This window comes from Streptomyces sp. NBC_01304, assembly GCF_035975855.1.
GTDB lineage: Bacteria > Actinomycetota > Actinomycetes > Streptomycetales > Streptomycetaceae > Streptomyces.
On record NZ_CP109055.1, the window covers coordinates 216839 to 233276 of the forward strand.

General features: G+C 67.7%; 10 protein-coding genes. 5 read left to right on the top strand and 5 right to left on the bottom strand.

What is annotated here, in order from left to right:
* Positions 1 to 393 precede the first annotated feature (393 nt).
* The gene (locus OG430_RS00945; protein ID WP_327350413.1) at positions 394 to 840 is read right to left on the bottom strand and encodes a MarR family winged helix-turn-helix transcriptional regulator; all 447 of its coding nucleotides are present in this window, start codon (positions 838 to 840) and stop codon (positions 394 to 396) included.
* Positions 841 to 949: 109 nt separating this feature from the next.
* On the opposite strand from OG430_RS00945, the gene OG430_RS00950 reads away from it, so the two are divergent.
* Positions 950 to 1885, top strand: coding sequence for an alpha/beta hydrolase (locus OG430_RS00950; RefSeq protein ID WP_327350414.1), 936 nt, complete (start codon positions 950 to 952; stop codon positions 1883 to 1885).
* Between the two features lie 472 nt (positions 1886 to 2357).
* On the opposite strand, the gene OG430_RS00955 is transcribed toward OG430_RS00950, so the two are convergent.
* Together OG430_RS00955 and OG430_RS00960 are read right to left on the bottom strand one after the other, a co-directional pair.
* Positions 2358 to 3272, bottom strand: a complete 915-nt coding sequence (locus tag OG430_RS00955) for an oxidoreductase (RefSeq protein ID WP_327350415.1) — start codon at positions 3270 to 3272, stop codon at positions 2358 to 2360.
* A gap of 201 nt (positions 3273 to 3473) precedes the next feature.
* The gene (locus OG430_RS00960) at positions 3474 to 3785 is read right to left on the bottom strand and encodes a WhiB family transcriptional regulator (RefSeq protein ID WP_327350416.1); all 312 of its coding nucleotides are present in this window, start codon (positions 3783 to 3785) and stop codon (positions 3474 to 3476) included.
* 600 nt (positions 3786 to 4385) lie between these two features.
* Here OG430_RS00960 and OG430_RS00965 point away from each other — a divergent pair.
* Both OG430_RS00965 and OG430_RS00970 read left to right on the top strand, forming a co-directional pair.
* The gene (locus OG430_RS00965; protein WP_327350417.1) at positions 4386 to 6080 is read left to right on the top strand and encodes a hypothetical protein; all 1695 of its coding nucleotides are present in this window, start codon (positions 4386 to 4388) and stop codon (positions 6078 to 6080) included.
* A 133-nt stretch (positions 6081 to 6213) separates the two neighbouring features.
* Positions 6214 to 9744 (top strand): hypothetical protein, encoded by a 3531-nt coding sequence (locus tag OG430_RS00970; protein WP_327350418.1) that lies wholly within the window; start codon positions 6214 to 6216, stop codon positions 9742 to 9744.
* A gap of 373 nt (positions 9745 to 10117) precedes the next feature.
* Here OG430_RS00970 and OG430_RS00975 read toward each other — a convergent pair whose 3' ends face one another.
* Positions 10118 to 12748, bottom strand: coding sequence for a valine--tRNA ligase (locus tag OG430_RS00975; RefSeq protein WP_327350419.1), 2631 nt, complete (start codon positions 12746 to 12748; stop codon positions 10118 to 10120).
* Positions 12749 to 13261: 513 nt separating this feature from the next.
* Complete coding sequence (locus OG430_RS00980; RefSeq protein ID WP_327350420.1) at positions 13262 to 13516, bottom strand: hypothetical protein; 255 nt, start codon at positions 13514 to 13516, stop codon at positions 13262 to 13264.
* Positions 13517 to 13715: 199 nt separating this feature from the next.
* On the opposite strand from OG430_RS00980, the gene OG430_RS00985 reads away from it, so the two are divergent.
* Both OG430_RS00985 and OG430_RS00990 read left to right on the top strand, forming a co-directional pair.
* The gene (locus tag OG430_RS00985; RefSeq protein WP_327350421.1) at positions 13716 to 14762 is read left to right on the top strand and encodes a terpene synthase family protein; all 1047 of its coding nucleotides are present in this window, start codon (positions 13716 to 13718) and stop codon (positions 14760 to 14762) included.
* Between the two features lie 95 nt (positions 14763 to 14857).
* A complete protein-coding gene (locus tag OG430_RS00990; protein ID WP_327350422.1) occupies positions 14858 to 16147 on the top strand; it encodes a cytochrome P450 in 1290 nt (429 codons plus the stop codon).
* Positions 16148 to 16438 lie beyond the last annotated feature (291 nt).

The following is a 16438-nucleotide window of genomic DNA, read 5'->3' on the forward strand; positions in this document are numbered from 1 at the left end:
GCGCCCCGGCAGGAACAGCCCTCGAAACCGGCGTATGGAGACCGATCCCGAGATGCTGACGCTGACCACTATCGGGCCCGCCGCTCACGTCCCGCTGACGTTGCGCTGACGCGTGAGGCCTCGCCCGCCCTCAGCCGGCCTGCAGCAAGACAAGAGCCGATCCGCCAACGGGTCGCCCGGCGCGTTCGGCCGGAACCTGCTGCACCTGCAGGGTGTTGGCATGCACGAGCGGGACTGGAGCAGGGCGAGCATCGACGTTGCGGCGTGGTCCTTGTCAGGGCCGGGCGGGGCGCCGTCTTTGCCGTAGCGGGGCACGGTCCGCAGACCGGCGCCCTGCTCGACCCGTACGCGGGCGGCGTACAGCCCCGCCCGTGATCGTGGCGCCTCGTTCCTTCAGCCTGGTTGGCCCGTGTCGTCCGCCTCGAGGCTTGCGCGCAGGGCGGCCAGCGTGGCGGCGAGGCGTTTCAGATCAGCGGCGGGAACCGTCTGGGTCAGTGCGGCGAGCGCGCTCTCCACCACGGGCCGGGAAGCCGCCAGCACCTTCTCACCCTCGGGCGTGAGGCGCAGCACGGAGGAGCGGCGGTCCTGCGGGTGCGCGACCCGCACGCACCAGCCCGCGGCCACCAGCCGGTCGACCGCCTTGCTGACGGCCCCCACGGTGATGGCCAACTCGCTCACGATGTCGAGCACGCGGCATCCGTCCACCCGGTCGATGATCTGCAGGAACTCGAACTGGCCGAGCGCCAGGCCGTGTTCGGTGCGCAGGCGCGAGCCGACCGCGTTGTAGAGGCGGGTCTCCACGCGGACGAGATCGAGGAAGACCGGGGTGACGTGGCTCACAGAACCTCCAATAGATTCCTGGGAATCATCTTCCCTGGAAGCCGGTTGGACACGAGCAGATGCATTCCGAGGAATCCATCCTCGCATCCCGACCCCATGGAGGCCCACCATGTCCCGACAGCAACGCCAAGCCCTGGACGCCCTGCTCCGCTCCGCCCCGCAGAGCGAGACGCGACCCACCCCCGACGAAGAGCGCACCTCGTTCGCCGCGGTCATGACGCGACCGGCACCGCACGGCGTGACCACCCGCCGGACCGTCCTGGGCGGGCGGCCCGCGCTGGACCTGGAGCCGGCCGGCGCGGCAGACCGTGGCCGGCTGCTCTTCTTCCACGGCGGCGGCTACGTCATCGGCTCCCCCGACACCCACACCGGCCTGGCCGGTGAACTCGCCGCCCGCGCCGGACTGCGGGCGACATCGGTGGACTACCGGCTGGCTCCCGAGCACGTCTTCCCCGCGGCGGTGGACGACGGTCTGGCCGCCTACCGCGACCTGCTGGCCACCGGAGTCGACCCGCGGGAGCTCGTCGTGGCGGGTGACTCGGCCGGCGGCGGCCTGAGCCTCGCCACCCTGCTCGCCGCCCGCGAGGCGGGACTGCCGCAGCCGGCCGCCGTGGTCGTCTTCTCCCCGTGGGTCGACCTCACCCTCTCCGGAGCGAGCATGCGCACCAAGGAGGATGCCGACCCGATCTTCACCGAGGCCGACGTACGCGCGTACGCGGATCTCTACATCGGCTCGGGCGACCGGAGCCACCCCCTGGCGAGCCCGGTGTTCGCCGACCTCTCCGGCCTGCCCCCGCTACTCGTGCAGGTCGGGGCGAACGAGGTGCTGCTCGACGACGCGGTCCGCCTGGCCGGCCGCGCGGGCGCCGCCGACGTCGAGGCCACGCTGGAGATAGGGCCGGGCCTCCCGCACGTCTACCAGAGCCAACACGGCCGTCTCGACGAGGCGGACGCCGCACTCGAGCGTGCCGCCCGCTTCCTTGTCAGCCACCTCGACGTCCCGGTCGACGCCGGTCACGTACGGGAACGCCTGCTCGCGGTGTGAGAGTGACAGGCGGTCAAGTTGCCTGCCACCGAGTGCACCTCGCCGCGGCGGCACACCACCGGCGAGCCGATCATCCCCTCACCCCCGGCAGCGAAGAATCCAGACTGCGGCCAGATGACCCACAGTGATCACCAATGGTCTCTGACTGCCGTGTCCTGTAACCAGGTGCCGGAGGAGCTGAGGCTGGCCTTCACCCGCCAGCCCATCCCCAGGCCGCCCATGCCCACCTCGTTCCCGCGGAAGACGAGTTCGTCGATTCCGTTCATGGCGGCGTAGGCGCAGGACGGGAGGCTGTCCCGGGTCATGGGGACGTAGCACTGGGCTGGTTCGCGTTCTTGGCTTCCCGCTGCTTCTTGCGCAGCTCTTCAGCCTTGCGTTTCGCTTCGGCCTGTTCTGGGCCGTCCTGCCCGACAGCGACGACGTGCTGCGCGCCCGGTGGTGACCCGCCGCATCCCGGTCTGCCCCTGTCCCACTATCGAACGCCGGCTGCCTGGTCGTCGTGGTCGGTGGATTCGGAGACCTTGCGCCAGGTGTGCAGTTCGGCAACCTGGGTCTCCAGCTTGGCCAGGGTGAACCCGTAGGCGTCGGAGCCCAGGACCAGGCGCAGTGGCGGTTCGGCGATCTCGGTGACATCGGCGATCGCGCGGGCGCCCTTGACCGGGTCGCCGGGCTGTGCGTGGTTCACACCGGCCGCGTGGGTGCGGGTGGCGCCGGCGGTGGAGGCGTAGTCGTCGATGACGTGGGCTTCGGTGTCCAGGCTGGAGGCGTCGAGGAAGTCGGTGCGGAAGTAGCCGGGCTCGATGAGGGTGACCTTGATGCCGAGCGGGGCGAGTTCGTGGGACATCGCCTCGGTGAAGCCCTCCATGGCGAACTTGGTTGCGTTGTACAGGCCCCAGCCCGGGATGCCGACGACGCCGGCGACGGAGCTGATGTTGAGGATGTGCCCGGAGCGCTGCTTGCGCAGTTGCGGCAGGATCGCGCGCTGGACGTTGAGGGCACCGAACACGTTGACGTCGAACGCGGCGCGCACCGCGGTGTCGGAGGCTTCTTCGACGGCGCCGAGCAGGCCACGGCCGGCGTTGTTCACGACGACGTCGATACGGCCGAACCGCTCGATGGCGGCGTCGGCGGCCTGTTGGACCTGTGCTTCGTCGGTCACATCGACATCCAGCGCGAGCAGGTTCGCACCCGCCTCGGGCAGCAGGTCGGCGATCCCCGCCGAGCGGCGAGCGGTGGCGACCACCCGGTGGCCGCGGGCGAGGGCCTCGCGGGCAATCTCCAGACCGAAGCCACGGGAGGCGCCGGTGACAAACCACACCTGCGAGCCGTCCGGGGTGGCGTTGCTGCCGGCGGCGGTGTCGGGCGAGGTGGTGGGAAGGCTGCTCATGATGGTGCTTCTCCTGGCGGGGGTCGAGGTGCTCCGCGCCGTCATACCGCGGCGCTGACCTCAATGTTTCGCCACCCCAGCCAACCTACCCAGCCCTCTGCTCAGCGTAGGTCCACCAGAACCACCCTCCGCCCCCACTCCCATGACGCTGCCCGGACGCTGTCCGTGGCGGGGTCGGCGCATTGTGGCCCGCCGGCTCGGTCAGGTACCGGTGAGGGGGAGGTCTACCTGCTGCCGTGCATGCTCTGCACGGGCGGTCCTGAGGAGGGTCCGCCAGGAGGTCACGGTCGGCCTGCGGCGCAGCAACGCCCGGCGCTCCCGCTCGGTCATCCCACCCCACACACCGAACTCGATGCGCTCATCCAGGGCATAGGCCAAACACTCCGTCTTGACCTCACAGGCACCACAAATCCGCTTCGCGTCCGACTGCGCGGCCCCCGCCACAAACAGCTCGTCCGGATCCGCCGTGCGGCACGCCGCACGCTCCTCCCACGCCTCACGGTCGTAGTCCACTGCCCCGCCCCTCAAATACCTTGTGGATGACTGTAGTTGACCGGTGACACTACGCCACACTTCTGATCTTCCACAGCCTCTCACCAGCACCTGAACAGACAGTGACCGGCGTCGCACTGCCCACCCATGGCCCACGTGCCGTCAGTGGTGATTGCCATCCGGCAAGAGCACGGCCTGCGGTCGGTGAGCGGGCGAGGCGACGCTGTGCGCGCCGTCCGGTGTCGCTGGTCAGAAGGTGAGGAGCCGAACCAGTGGCACCACCACGGCCCATCCGCCGCATTCCACTCACTGCGCTCATTATTTGCGTTGGAAATTAAGCAGTTCACCACGCAATGATCGCGTTTATGATCTCTTGACAGTCATGCCGGGCGGCAGTAATTTCCTTCTTCAGCGCAATAGGGGCGGAGAATCTCTTACGGGCACTGGGGGCATGGCCGGTTTTCATCAGGCTCTTCCAATTGATACGTCATATCGCGTCGGCATGGGGGTTGCCTACGTTTCATCGTGGCGACCAAAAGCCAATCAGCGGCACTGCTGCGCAGCAAATGCGCCCGCAGTGCCACGCGTCTTTCCTTCCACCTCGGCCAAGGTCGTGACCCGATGACTGCACAGAAATCGAACCTCACTTCACCCAAATACGGCTACGACTTCGTCGTCGCCACCACACAGGCCAGCATCAACGCCACCATGAAGGCGTACTTATCCGCTCTCACCCAGCCCGTCGTCACGGTCTGCTATGTGGCAGACCACCTGGGCAATCCGGTGCTGATCGACTACGACCAACTGAAAAAGAACGCCCACGGTTCGGATCCTTTCGCCGTGCCGGCCAATGCCGACCCGAACACCAGCCAGGACCTGCGCAACCTCGTCGAAGCCCGGTTCATGATGGGGTTCCGCGCCCAGATCGGGCTTCCGCCGGGACTCGCGCCGGGCGTCATCCCGGACATCGTGGTGCTCGGCAGCAATACCGCGTCCGTCACCTACAACTTGCTGTGCTCCAAGTTCTCGGTGGTGAAACTCACCCCGGGCGGCGGCTACTCTCCTCCCTCGTGGTTCAGCCAGTCCCAGCCCGCAGGGAATCCCTGGATCTTCCAGTCGAAGGTCGACCTCAGGCTTTCCACCACCTCACCGACCGCGTACAGCAAGCTTCCGCCGGCCGTCCAGAAGCAGATCAAGAATCTTGGTGCGGGAGCGTTCACGGTTCAGCAGTTGCTGTTCGACCTCGACAATGCGGCACTCCAGACGGTTCCGACGATAAAGAACGTGCCGCCGGGTGACCCGCTCTATTCCGTGCTCCAACAGTTTTTCCTGGGAGCCTATTTCGCGCAGATGCGGCAGAACGGATCCCCCGTCCTGGGTTGCACGATAAAGGAGACGAAGGCTCCGGTTTCGACGCTCACCCTCACCGACCTCAATTTGGAGGTCCTGCCGTTCCTCGGCACCAATGGCCAGCCTATCCTGAATCCGACGGCCGCCCAGCAGGATCTGGCCGCCCTGAGCTACCTGTGCGCGGCCGACGGGAATCCGCTGCCTGCCGCCGTGCCGTTCGCCTGGAACTGGGTCGAGGCGAACGAACAGTCCGATTTCGACGGCGTGGTGGCCATCAACCGCAACACCTTCGCCAACTACTTCCGCCGCCAGCTGGCACCGTACGTGCCCAGCAACTGCTACCTGCCCACAGTGCGGGTGACGTACGACGCGGCCAAGGTCGCGACCTCCTACGCGTGGAGCATGACACCGGGTCAGGCACCGAGCTTCACGATGCCCGCGACCGGCCCCACGGTGCTGACGTTCCACTACGGCGCGGACGCCGTCGACCAGGCCGGGCTCAACGGCGACCTGGGCAAGATGCAGGTGCGCCCGTCGTACGACATCAGCGTCACGTTCACCGGTAAGACCATCAAGGTCGTGCAGCACCTGGTCGTCTATCTGTACGTCAGGAGCCTGGCCACCTCCACCGACGGCAACGTGGTGGATCTGACGGTCACCGACACCTACGCGCTCGCCGTCGGCCAGGACGGCCGGCTCGTGGCGAACCTCACCACCACCAAGCAGGACGACTCCAAGAACCCCTCCGTCGACCCGTTCCTGAACTTCTGGACCGACCTCAACAAGATCATCGGCGCGGTCGAGAACTGGCTCCGCGCGGTGATCTCGCCCAGCCTGAAGGCCATGCCGGTATCCGCGGCCCAGAACTTCGTCTTCCCCGGCGGCAGGACCTTCGCCTTCAAGGACGCCGGGTTCTCCGACTTCGGCGACCTCATCTCGCACATCACGTACACCGATCCGAGCTGAGCCGAACGGCCCTCATCCCAGCCGCAGTTCACGCCCCGGGCAGCCACCGTGCCCGGGGCTCCTGTCCGGCCGCGACCGCCCATGGCCGGCCGTGACCGTCCACGTCCGACCGCTCCCGACGGGACTGGTACCGATGAGCAGCTACTCCCTGACGTACTCCACCGAACTCATGCAGAACTACCTCCAGGGCGAGATCCTGGCCCCGGACGCGAAGTTCGAGGCCCTCCAGGCACAGGGCGGCACGTCGCTGCTGTTCTCGCTCGGGACAAACCACGCGCTGTACGTGACCCGGGAGGTCCCCAAGGCGCGCAGCGGCTGGGAGCGTTCCGACCTGAGCACCGCACAGATACGCAAGGACTTCGCCGGCCGGACCGGGGTCACCTGCAAGGACTTCGCCACCGCCCAGGCCGCCACCACCACCGCGGGCACAGCCCCGGTGCACCTGGCGATGGTGCTCTCCGACGGCCAGAACGACCGCCTCTACCTCAGCCTCAACAACTCCGACTCCCCCGCCTCCTGGGACGCGGCTCCGGCCTGGACCGCGTACCCGTTCGACGACCCGGACCACCCGCTCGCCCAGGTCAAGATCGCCGGTGTCTTCATCGGAGAGGCGACGGACGCCGGTTACATCGTGGTGGACGTGATCCGCAACCCCGCTGCCGCCCAGCCGCTGGTCTTCCGCTACTACATCGACCCGGCCCGCACCGGCGGCCGCGCCTGGCGCCCGCACGACCTCGCGATCGACCTGGCACCCGGGAAGTACTCCAGCTGTCTGGGCCGCAGGGCCGGGCAGTACGTGGACGGCCTCTACACCATCGGGCAGGTGGCCGGCGCGCCCCAGTTCATGTACCAGCCTCTGTACAACGTGTTCAACCCCAAGGTCGCCGCACCGCCGAGCCTCTACACCCTGCCCGGGGGCCGCAAACCGGAAGCCATCGCCACCTGCCGCAACGCCGACAACTCATCCGACCTGTACGTCACTTCCGGCGGGACGCTCTACTACCTCGCCAGCAACGGCCAGCAGAGCGGTGCCGTCGCCACCGCGCTGTTCAGCAGTGCGCGGTTCAACGGCGTGCGCAGCCTGTTCGCCGCGACCACCGGCAGCAGCGTCATGGTCTGGGGGCTCAACGCCTCCAACGAAGTCTTCTTCACCACGTGCCAGACAGCGCAGGTGACCACCGGCGCCCTCGGCTGGAGCGTGCCCCTGCCCCTCCTCACCGGCGCACAGCAGGTCTCGCCGTACCTGGACCGGACCAACAGCGCCGGCACCTTCTTCGCGCACACCGGGCAGAACAAGCTGACCAAGGCAGTGAAATCACCCGCCACCGGCATGTGGACGTTCAGCGACATCACACTGGACCCGCCGAGCGACAGGTCGCCCGCCCAGAGCTTCACCTCGTACACCACCCAGGTGCGGATCACCGACACCGTCGGCGGGCAGCCGGCGGCCGGGGTGCCGTTGACCCTCACCGCCACCAACGTCACCGCCGTACGCATCAACTACCTGTACTACGTGATCGGCCCGACGCCCGTCCAGGTTCCCACCGACGCGCTCGGGACCGTCACGATCGTCGAGCCCGTGGACACGCTGGCCGGTACCCGGCTGTCGGTGTCGGCAGGCGGGGCCCGTGCCGAGATCAATCCGATGGACAAGGCATTCAAGAAGGCCGTCGCGCTCAACACACCCGCACTGCTGACCGGTGCCACGATCATCCGTCCGAACGGCAGCACCAAGAAGCTGGTGCCGCTCGGAGCCAGCCAGGCGGCCCTGCAGACCGTGGCGATGGCCAACACCCGGCTGGGGCAGGCGTATACGGCCCTGCCGGCCTCGCTCGCCGCTGCCGGGCGCCTGCCCTCGGCTCCCGGGCGCGGCCCGAGCGCCGCCCCCGCGGTGACGTCGCTCGGCAGCCCCGCATCCATCCTGGTCGATGCCGGAGACCTGTTCTGCTGGCTCGGCGAACAGATCGAGGACGGCCTGACCTACGTCGTCCAGCTCATCGAGGACGGGGCCACCCGCCTGTGGAACTTCGTCGTCACCATCGCAGGCCAGGTCTACCAGTGCGTCCTCAACAGCGTAGAGACGGTCGTCGCCGCGGCACAGTGGCTCTACTCGCAGATCAAGACCGGCCTCAGCGACCTGCTCAGCTACTTGTCGTTCCTGTTCGAGTGGAACGACATCACCCGCACCAAGAACATCATGGCCCATCTGGCCAAGGTGTACCTGAACTACCAGGTCGGACAGATCCTGGTGGTCAAGGGGGAGTTCGACCACATGATCGCCAGCATGGAGCAGGCGATCGGCAAATGGGCCGGCGTCGGCGGCTGGGCCGGCCTCGGCGCCGACGGCAACGCCACCCCCAACAGCAAATCCACGCCCAACGCCCAGCACAGCGCACCCGGTTGGCTGCTGGCCCACCACTACCAGAACAACGGAGCATCGCTCACCGAGGTCAAACCCCTGCCGCCGGCAATGCCGTCACCCAACCCCATCACCGTGCTGATCCAGGCGGTCCAACGCGAGGGCGCGGTCATCGGCGACACGATCACCCGACTGCAGTCCCTCGCCGCCGACTTCGAGAGCAAGCCGCTGCTCGACACGCTCAAGAAGCTCGTGGCGATCCTCGCCGACCTGGTCCTGGAGAGCGCGCGGAACGTCATCGACGCCCTCTTCGACGTCCTGTACGACATCGCGAAGACGGCAGTGAAGCTCCTGGACACCCCCATCCACATCCCGGTGGTCTCCGACATCCTCAACAGCTTCGGCGTACCCGACCTGTCCTTCCTCGACCTCGCCTGCTGGGTCGCCGCCGTGCCGGTGACGCTGGCCTACAAGGTCGCCAAGGGCAAGGCCCCGTTCCCGGACAACGCCGACACCGCCTTCCTGACCACCGTGGCGGACTACCCGACACTGCTCAACGCCTTCCAGCCCAAGCAGGCAGCCGTGGCCCCTGCCACACCATCCCCCACCGTCCACTCGACGGCCGCCTCCCGGTCCGCCACCGCGGGCGCCGCGGCCGCCAGCGGGCCGATCAGCATTTCGGCGACCACCGCCTTGGCGATCCACGTCACGGGCCACGGTTTTTGCGGCTTCAGCGCGCTGTTCGGCGGCGCCCTGATCTCCGGCTTCGAGGCCGCCCAGGAGACCGGGGACAACCCCTGGGCCATTCCGTCCGCCGTCCTCGGCGTGCTCGGCGGAGTGTCGGGCGGCCTGGCCAACGCAGTGTCCAACTACGTGGTGCCCAACGACCCGATCGACAACCCCTACGTGTCGGCCGTCGCCACCGCCACCACCGCCGTACGGATCCTGGGCAAGCTCGTCTTCTCGGGGCCGGCACAGGAGAAGTTCGCCGCCTCGGCGAAGCTCGGCAGCCTGGCCGTCTCCGACGGCCGCGGAGTCGGCGCCATCGTCGACGCCGTCCTGGTGATCCCGTCCCTGGCCTGCAGCGCATACCACTTCTATGAGCTCTCGCAGAAACCGGTCGGCGCCCCGCGGAGCATCGCAATCGTCGAAGAGACCAGCAACCTCACCAATGACATCGCCCGCGTCAGCTACGCGGTGGCCGTCAACACCGAGGAGATCCCCAAGGCGGTCGCGGTGGGCGTCATGGTCGTCGCCAACATCTGCACCGGCGGCCTCCAGATCGCCGAGAGCGCGATGCACTGACAGCCTGCCGTGCTGTGTCCATCCATCCCCAGGACGGAGCTTGGTCATGATCCGCGATCGAGTGCGGTGCAGCCCGGATCGGCACTCCGGGCATCGCCAGAGCCCGGTGATCAGCGCCGCCTCGAACGGGGCCACGACCTGGTAAAAATTCAGGCCGTGGCCCCGTCGGTCGGGCCGAGGCGTCGATCTCCTCAGATCCTGCCGGCACACCAGCAACAGGACTCTTCCAGGATTCCCTCAGGCCTTGATCAACTCCAGGCCTGTTGCGCAGGATGAACGGGCGCCGGACGCGGCTGCCGGCTCGGCCGCAGAGCTGCCGCTTGATGAGTTGGGGCATTCCGTACGAGCACTCACCAACGCGCGAGGCCCGCCGTCAGGAGGCCGGCAGGCTGTCCAACTGCGCCTGGATACGGGCGATGTCCGCCTCCGCCTTGGCGAGACGCCCACGGATCTTGTCGACGACGTTGTCCGGCGCCTTGGCGAGGAACGCCTCGTTGCCGAGCTTACCCGTGGCCTGGGCCTTCTCCTTCTCGGCTGCGCCGAGGTCCTTGGTCAGGCGCTTGCGCTCGGCAGGGACGTCGATGGTGCCGGACAGGTCCAGGGCCACCGTGGCACCCGCGACCGGCAGGGTCGCGGTGGCCGCGAAGGCATCGCCCTCCGGCTGCAGGCGCAGCAGTTGGCGGATGGCCGGCTCGTGCGCGGCGAGTTCGGTGCCGGTCAGGTCCAGGCGGGCGGGCACCTTCTGGCCGGGCTGCAGGCCCTGGTCGGCGCGGAAGCGGCGGACCTCGGTGATCACCTGCTGGAGGTTCTCGATCTCCTTCTCGGCCGCGGCATCACGCAACCCGCTGTCGGTGGGCCACTCAGCGACGACAAGAGACTCCTTGCCCGTGAGCGTGGTCCACAGCGTCTCGGTGACGAACGGGACGATGGGATGCAGCAGCTTGAGCGTGACGTCCAGAACCTCGCCCAGGACCCGCTGGGAGACCTCGGCAGCCTCGCCGCCCGCGAAAAACGTGGTCTTCGACAGCTCGACGTACCAGTCGAAGACCTCGTCCCACGCGAAGTGGTAGAGCACATCGGCGAGCTTGGCGAACTGGTAGTCGTCGTAGAGCGCGTCGACCTCGGCCACCACCGCGTTCAGGCGGGACAGGATCCAGCGGTCGGTCGCCGACAGCTTCTCCGCCGGGGGGAGCTCTCCCTGAAGCGTCGCGCCATTCATGAGCGCGAAGCGCGTCGCATTCCAGATCTTGTTGGCGAAGTTGCGGGACGCCTGGACCCAGTCCTCGCCGATCGGCACATCGGTGCCCGGGTTGGCGCCGCGGGCCAGGGTGAAACGCAGCGCGTCGGAGCCGTACTTGTCCATCCAGTCCAGCGGATTGACGGTGTTGCCGAACGACTTCGACATCTTCTTGCCGTGCTCGTCACGCACCATGCCGTGGAGGGCGATGGTGCGAAACGGCGCCTCGCCGTCCATCGCGTACAGACCGAACATCATCATCCGGGCGACCCAGAAGAACATCAGGTCGTAGCCGGTCACCAGAACCGAGTTCGGATAGAACTTTTCCAGGTCCGGCGTCTGCTCCGGCCAGCCCATCGTCGAGAACGGCCACAGACCCGACGAGAACCACGTGTCCAGCACGTCCGTGTCCTGGCTCCAGCCCTCCCCCGCCGGCGGCTGCTCATCCGGGCCGACGCAGACAGTCTCGCCGTTCGGACCGTGCCAGACCGGAATCCGGTGACCCCACCACAACTGCCGTGAAATACACCAGTCGTTGAGGTTGTCGACCCAGTCGAAGTAACGCTGCGACATGTCGGCCGGGTGAATATTGACCTGGCCGTCGCGGACCGCGTCACCCGCGGCCTTGGCGAGCGTCTCGACCTTGACCCACCACTGCAGCGACAAGCGCGGCTCGAGCGTGGTCTTGCAGCGCGAGCAGTGCCCCACCGAGTGCACGTAGGGTCGCTTCTCGGCGACGATCCGGCCGTCAGCGCGCAGCGCGGCGACGATCGTGGAGCGGGCCTCGAAACGGTCCAGGCCCTGGAAGGGGCCGTGCACCGTGATGATCCCGCGCTCGTCGAGGACCTCGATCGACTCGAGGTTGTGGCGCTGGCCGATGGCGAAGTCGTTCGGGTCATGGGCCGGGGTGACCTTGACCGCGCCCGTGCCGAACTCGGGGTCGACGTGGGCGTCCGGGACGACCGGAATGGTGCGGTCGGTCAGCGGCAGCTTGATCCGCTTGCCGATGAGGTGGGCGTAGCGCTCGTCGTCCGGGTGGACGGCGACCGCGGTGTCGCCGAGCATCGTCTCGGCGCGTGTGGTGGCCACGACGATGGTCTCGTCGCCGTCGCCGTACGTCATGGAGACGAGCTCGCCGTCGTCGTCCTGGTAGTCGACCTCGATGTCGGAGATCGCGGTGAGGCAGCGCGGACACCAGTTGATGATGCGCTCGGCCCGGTAGATCAGACCCTCGTCGAACATCGTCTTGAAGATGGTCTGCACGGCCCGGGACAGGCCCTCGTCCATGGTGAACCGGTCACGGCTCCACGCAACGCCGGTACCCAGGCGCTTCATCTGCCCGGCGATCTGCCCGCCGGACTCTTCCTTCCACTGCCACACCCGCTCGACGAACGCCTCACGCCCCAAGTCGTGCCGGGACTTGCCCTCCTTGGCGAGCTCACGCTCAACGACGTTCTGCGTGGCGATGCCGGCATGGTCCATGCCCGGCTGCCACAGCGCCTCGAAGCCCTGCATGCGCTTACGGCGGGTGAGGGCGTCGATGAGGGTGTGCTCGAAGGCGTGGCCCAGGTGCAGGGAGCCGGTGACGTTCGGCGGCGGGATGACGATGGTGTACGCGGGCTTGTCGCTCTTGGCGTCGGCCTCGAAGTAACCGCGCTCTACCCAGCGCTCGTACAACTGCCCCTCTACCTCGGCCGGCGTGTACTGGGTCGGCAGTTCAGGGGTGCTGTTCGGCCCGCTGTCGGGGCGCTGAGTGTTGTCGGTCACAACGGTCATTCTAGGACCTTGCACCCCCTGCGCTTGCGCGCGCTGCTGGGCTGAGTCCGGGGCCCGGGTAGGCATGAGAGTGGCCGCACGGAGGCAATTCAAGTGTGACCAAGAACACTCCCGCGCGGCCGCCCCCACCTTAGCGTGCTGCCAGCTTGCGGCCTGAGCATGCTGCCGCGGTGGATTCCGCGTGCGCATCGTGAGGCGACGCGTGGACGGCCCGGTCGCTGGACTCTGCCGGTGCGGCGAACGAAGACGGGTGCAGTTCCTGGAGGGAAGCCGGAGCCGCAGAGACGGGTTATGGGGGCGCTGTTGGTGCCGCACTGACGGCCGGGATGAACACGCAGGCCCTGCACGGATCTACCAGAACATCGTGGAAATCGTCCCCCGCCGCCTCATCGCCGATCGGCTCGACATAACCGGCAGCAGATGGAGCGTCCCGGGGGCCGAGGCCCTCCTCACCCTCGTACTTCTCCCTCGTGTGCGGAGCTCCTGCGACGTCGCAGGAGCTGGTCACAGGCGGGCCGCCGAGGGCAACGGCCGGCTCTCGGGGGGCAGTCGGGAGAATCGCCACGCGGCGAGCGATGTCGCGTCCGCCGCCCTCAGCCGCGGCAGCCGAGTCGGCTCGGGACGGGCGATGGAGGCCGGAATGGCCGGGGCGTCGTCGGCTTCGGCGCCTTTGCGGGCTTCGATCGCGACGACGTCCGACGTAAGAGTGCCGGCCCGCAAGGCGGTGGCAAGTCCGGTGACGATGTGCTCGTGCATCATGTGGCGGTCCAGCAGCAGGAGCCCGCTCCGTAGCCCGCAAGCAACCGACCTTGGAGCAGGCTCTTTTCACAAGGACGCAAGCGTTCAACGCGTTCACGCCCTGCCCGGCTTCGACCTGTTCCCTTGAGGCGACAGCCCCTGGCGAACTGGAAAGACACATATCCGGTGGGTTTCCTCGAGAGCGAGTCGGTGTTCTGCCATGACGGTCGATCTTGTTGAGATTCCGGACTTCACGCTGCCGTTCCAGTCATCCATGCACCCCGACGCGGACCGGGCGAACGCAGAAGCCACTGAGTGGGCTGTCGACAGGGGCCTGATGGAACGGACGGCGGCTGACGGCTTCGCCGGGATCGCGTTCGGGCACCTGACTGCGAGGGTTCTTCCCTCAGCGGCATACGAGGATGTGCTGCTGCTGGCACAGTGGATGGCCTGGTCGTTCGTCCTCGATGACCAGCACGATCACCTCATTCGGGCTGGGCGGCTGGGACCCTGGCTGCCGTTTCGGTCAGCGGTGGACGCGTACGTGTCCGACCAAGCCGCCGACACTCCAGCCGGTCCGGACAACCCGTTGACGCGGGGGTTCGTGGAGTTGGCCGACCGCATCACCGCGCGCCTGCCCGACGAGACCGCTCGGCGGTGGAAGGGACATGTCCGGCAGATGATGGCGTCCTTGGACCAGGAGGCCGCCAACCGTGCCACGCCCCGTCCACCCTCAGTGACCGACTACATCCTGACTCGCCGGCACAGCTCTCAACTGCCCGCGATGATGGACATGTCCGAGGCCTCACTGGGCGTTGAGGTGCCCGCAGCCGTCTACACCAGCCCCGTGTTCCAGGAGCTGTTGTGGAGTGCGATCGATGTCATTTCGTGGAGCAACGACGTGTTCTCCCTGCCCAAAGAGGCAGCCTGCGGCGACAACAACAACATCGTCGTACTGCTCGCCGCCAGAGATGACCAAGACGTCGCCGCCGCAGTACACGTGACACGAGATCGCGTCGCACGCCGCGTGGAGGACTTCCTGGACGCGGAGCGTCGGCTGCCTGCCGCACTGAACACCCTTGACGTCCTCGCCCCCTCAGCCCGCGCCGCCGCACTGCGCTGCGCGGCGCATTACCGCGACTGGATGATCGGCGCTGATCAATGGCAGCGGCACGACTGCACGCGCTATCAGGACCAACGATGGGCCCAGGGGCTGGAAGCCCTCTACACCCGAGACGACATGTTCCTCGGCCGAGGCAACCAGTAATGGCCCCCCGGACACAGGGCACCGCAGCGGTCGTCCCGAAAGCCCCCAGGGGCCTTCCAGTCCTTGGACACGCACTGAGCCTGGGACTACGACCGATGGAGTTCCTCGAGTCACTGCGCGCCTGCGGCCCCGTCGTGCGCGTACGAGCCGGCAGCTGGACCATGTATGTGCTCACCGACTCCGAGCTTGTCCACCGCGTCCTGGTCGAAGACTCCCGGCAATTCGGTCGCGGCCGAGTCTTCCAACGCCTTCGCCCCCTGTTCGGTGACGGCCTGGTCATCACCGATGGCGCGTTCCACCGCAAACAGCGTCGCCTCGTGCAGCCGGCCTTCCACCACGCGCGCATCAGCGGCTACGCCCAGGTGATGCGCGAGCGCGCGGAAACGATGGCCGATGCCTGGCGCGAGGGAGAAACCGTCTGGATAGACCGCGAGATGCGCCAACACGCCCTGACAGTCGTGGCCGACACGATGTTCTCCAGCTCTCTGGCCCGACCCGCCATCGCCGAGGTGCACCGCTCACTGCCCACCATCCTCGAAGGCATGTTCCTGCGCGCCATCGCCCCCAACTGGCTGGACAAGGTGCCCTACTCGGTCAACCGGCGCTTCGATACCGCTGCGGCCAGGCTCCGCAACGTCATCGACCAGGTCATCACCGCCTACGGCGACGACTCAACCGTCCGCGACGATCTCCTGTCCGCCCTGTTGGCCAGCAAACTCCCCGACACCGGTGAGGCGATGAGCGCAGACCAGGTCCGCGACGAAGCCATCGCCGTCATGTTCGCCGGAACCGAAACCACCGCCACCACCATGGCCTGGGCATTCCACGAGATCAGCCTCCGCCCCGAGGCCGAGGCCAAGCTGTACGCGGAGGCCGGCGACAGCGAGCTCGACCCCGCCGACTCCACTTCCATGCCCTACACCCGGGCTGTGATCGAAGAGGCCCTCCGTCTGCACTCTCCCCTGCTGTTCACTCGACGTGCTCTCTCACGGGTACAACTCGGCCGGTACTCCATTCCCCCCGGAGCCGAAGTCGCCTACAGCCCCTACGCATTGCATCGCGACCCTGCTCTGTTCCCCGACCCCACAGCCTTCCGTCCCGAGCGCTGGCTCGGCCCGCGTACCGGCTTGCTCAGTGACCGCGGATTCATCCCGTTCAGCGTCGGCCCCCACAAATGCATCGGGGACGCCTTCGCCATGACGGAAGCCGTCATCACCTTGGCCACCGTCGTCCGCAAGTGGCAACTCACCCCTGTGGCCGGCCATACAGTCCGTCAACGGGCGGCGGGTATGCCCCAGCCCAACACACTCCCTATGACCCCCCTCGCGCGACAGCGGGCCCGGACCCCAGATCCCACAGCTCCGCCGAGCGCCACAGGACGGTGAACAGCGGCGCCGGAGCCTGCCCCGAACGGTGATCACGTCACAGCCAACGACTTTCCCGACGGCCCCTCTCCGTTCATGCTCCTCTTCGCCACGGTTTCGTCGCCCGTGGCAGGTCATTCCTGCAGGCCATGACCGAGGCCGGGTGCCCCAGCGGGACCAGTCATCGCGGAGGCGCGTGAACCCGTTGCATCGTCGTGCGCCTGTAAATCAGGCAGCCCACAGGCGCCGGCCCGGTCGGCGATCCTCGTCACGAAGAGTCGCTCCGGGTCGCCACGGTGCAGCCGGCGATGC

Bases quoted from the DNA above. Each gene is read 5' to 3' on its own strand.
- OG430_RS00950 (WP_327350414.1), top strand. From the start codon at position 950: ATGTCCCGACAGCAACGCCAAGCCCTGGACGCCCTGCTCCGCTCCGCC.
- OG430_RS00955 (WP_327350415.1), bottom strand. From the start codon at position 3,272: ATGAGCAGCCTTCCCACCACCTCGCCCGACACCGCCGCCGGCAGCAAC.
- OG430_RS00965 (WP_327350417.1), top strand. From the start codon at position 4,386: ATGACTGCACAGAAATCGAACCTCACTTCACCCAAATACGGCTACGAC.
- OG430_RS00970 (WP_327350418.1), top strand. From the start codon at position 6,214: ATGAGCAGCTACTCCCTGACGTACTCCACCGAACTCATGCAGAACTAC.
- OG430_RS00980 (WP_327350420.1), bottom strand. From the start codon at position 13,516: ATGATGCACGAGCACATCGTCACCGGACTTGCCACCGCCTTGCGGGCC.
- OG430_RS00985 (WP_327350421.1), top strand. From the start codon at position 13,716: ATGACGGTCGATCTTGTTGAGATTCCGGACTTCACGCTGCCGTTCCAG.
- OG430_RS00990 (WP_327350422.1), top strand. From the start codon at position 14,858: ATGGAGTTCCTCGAGTCACTGCGCGCCTGCGGCCCCGTCGTGCGCGTA.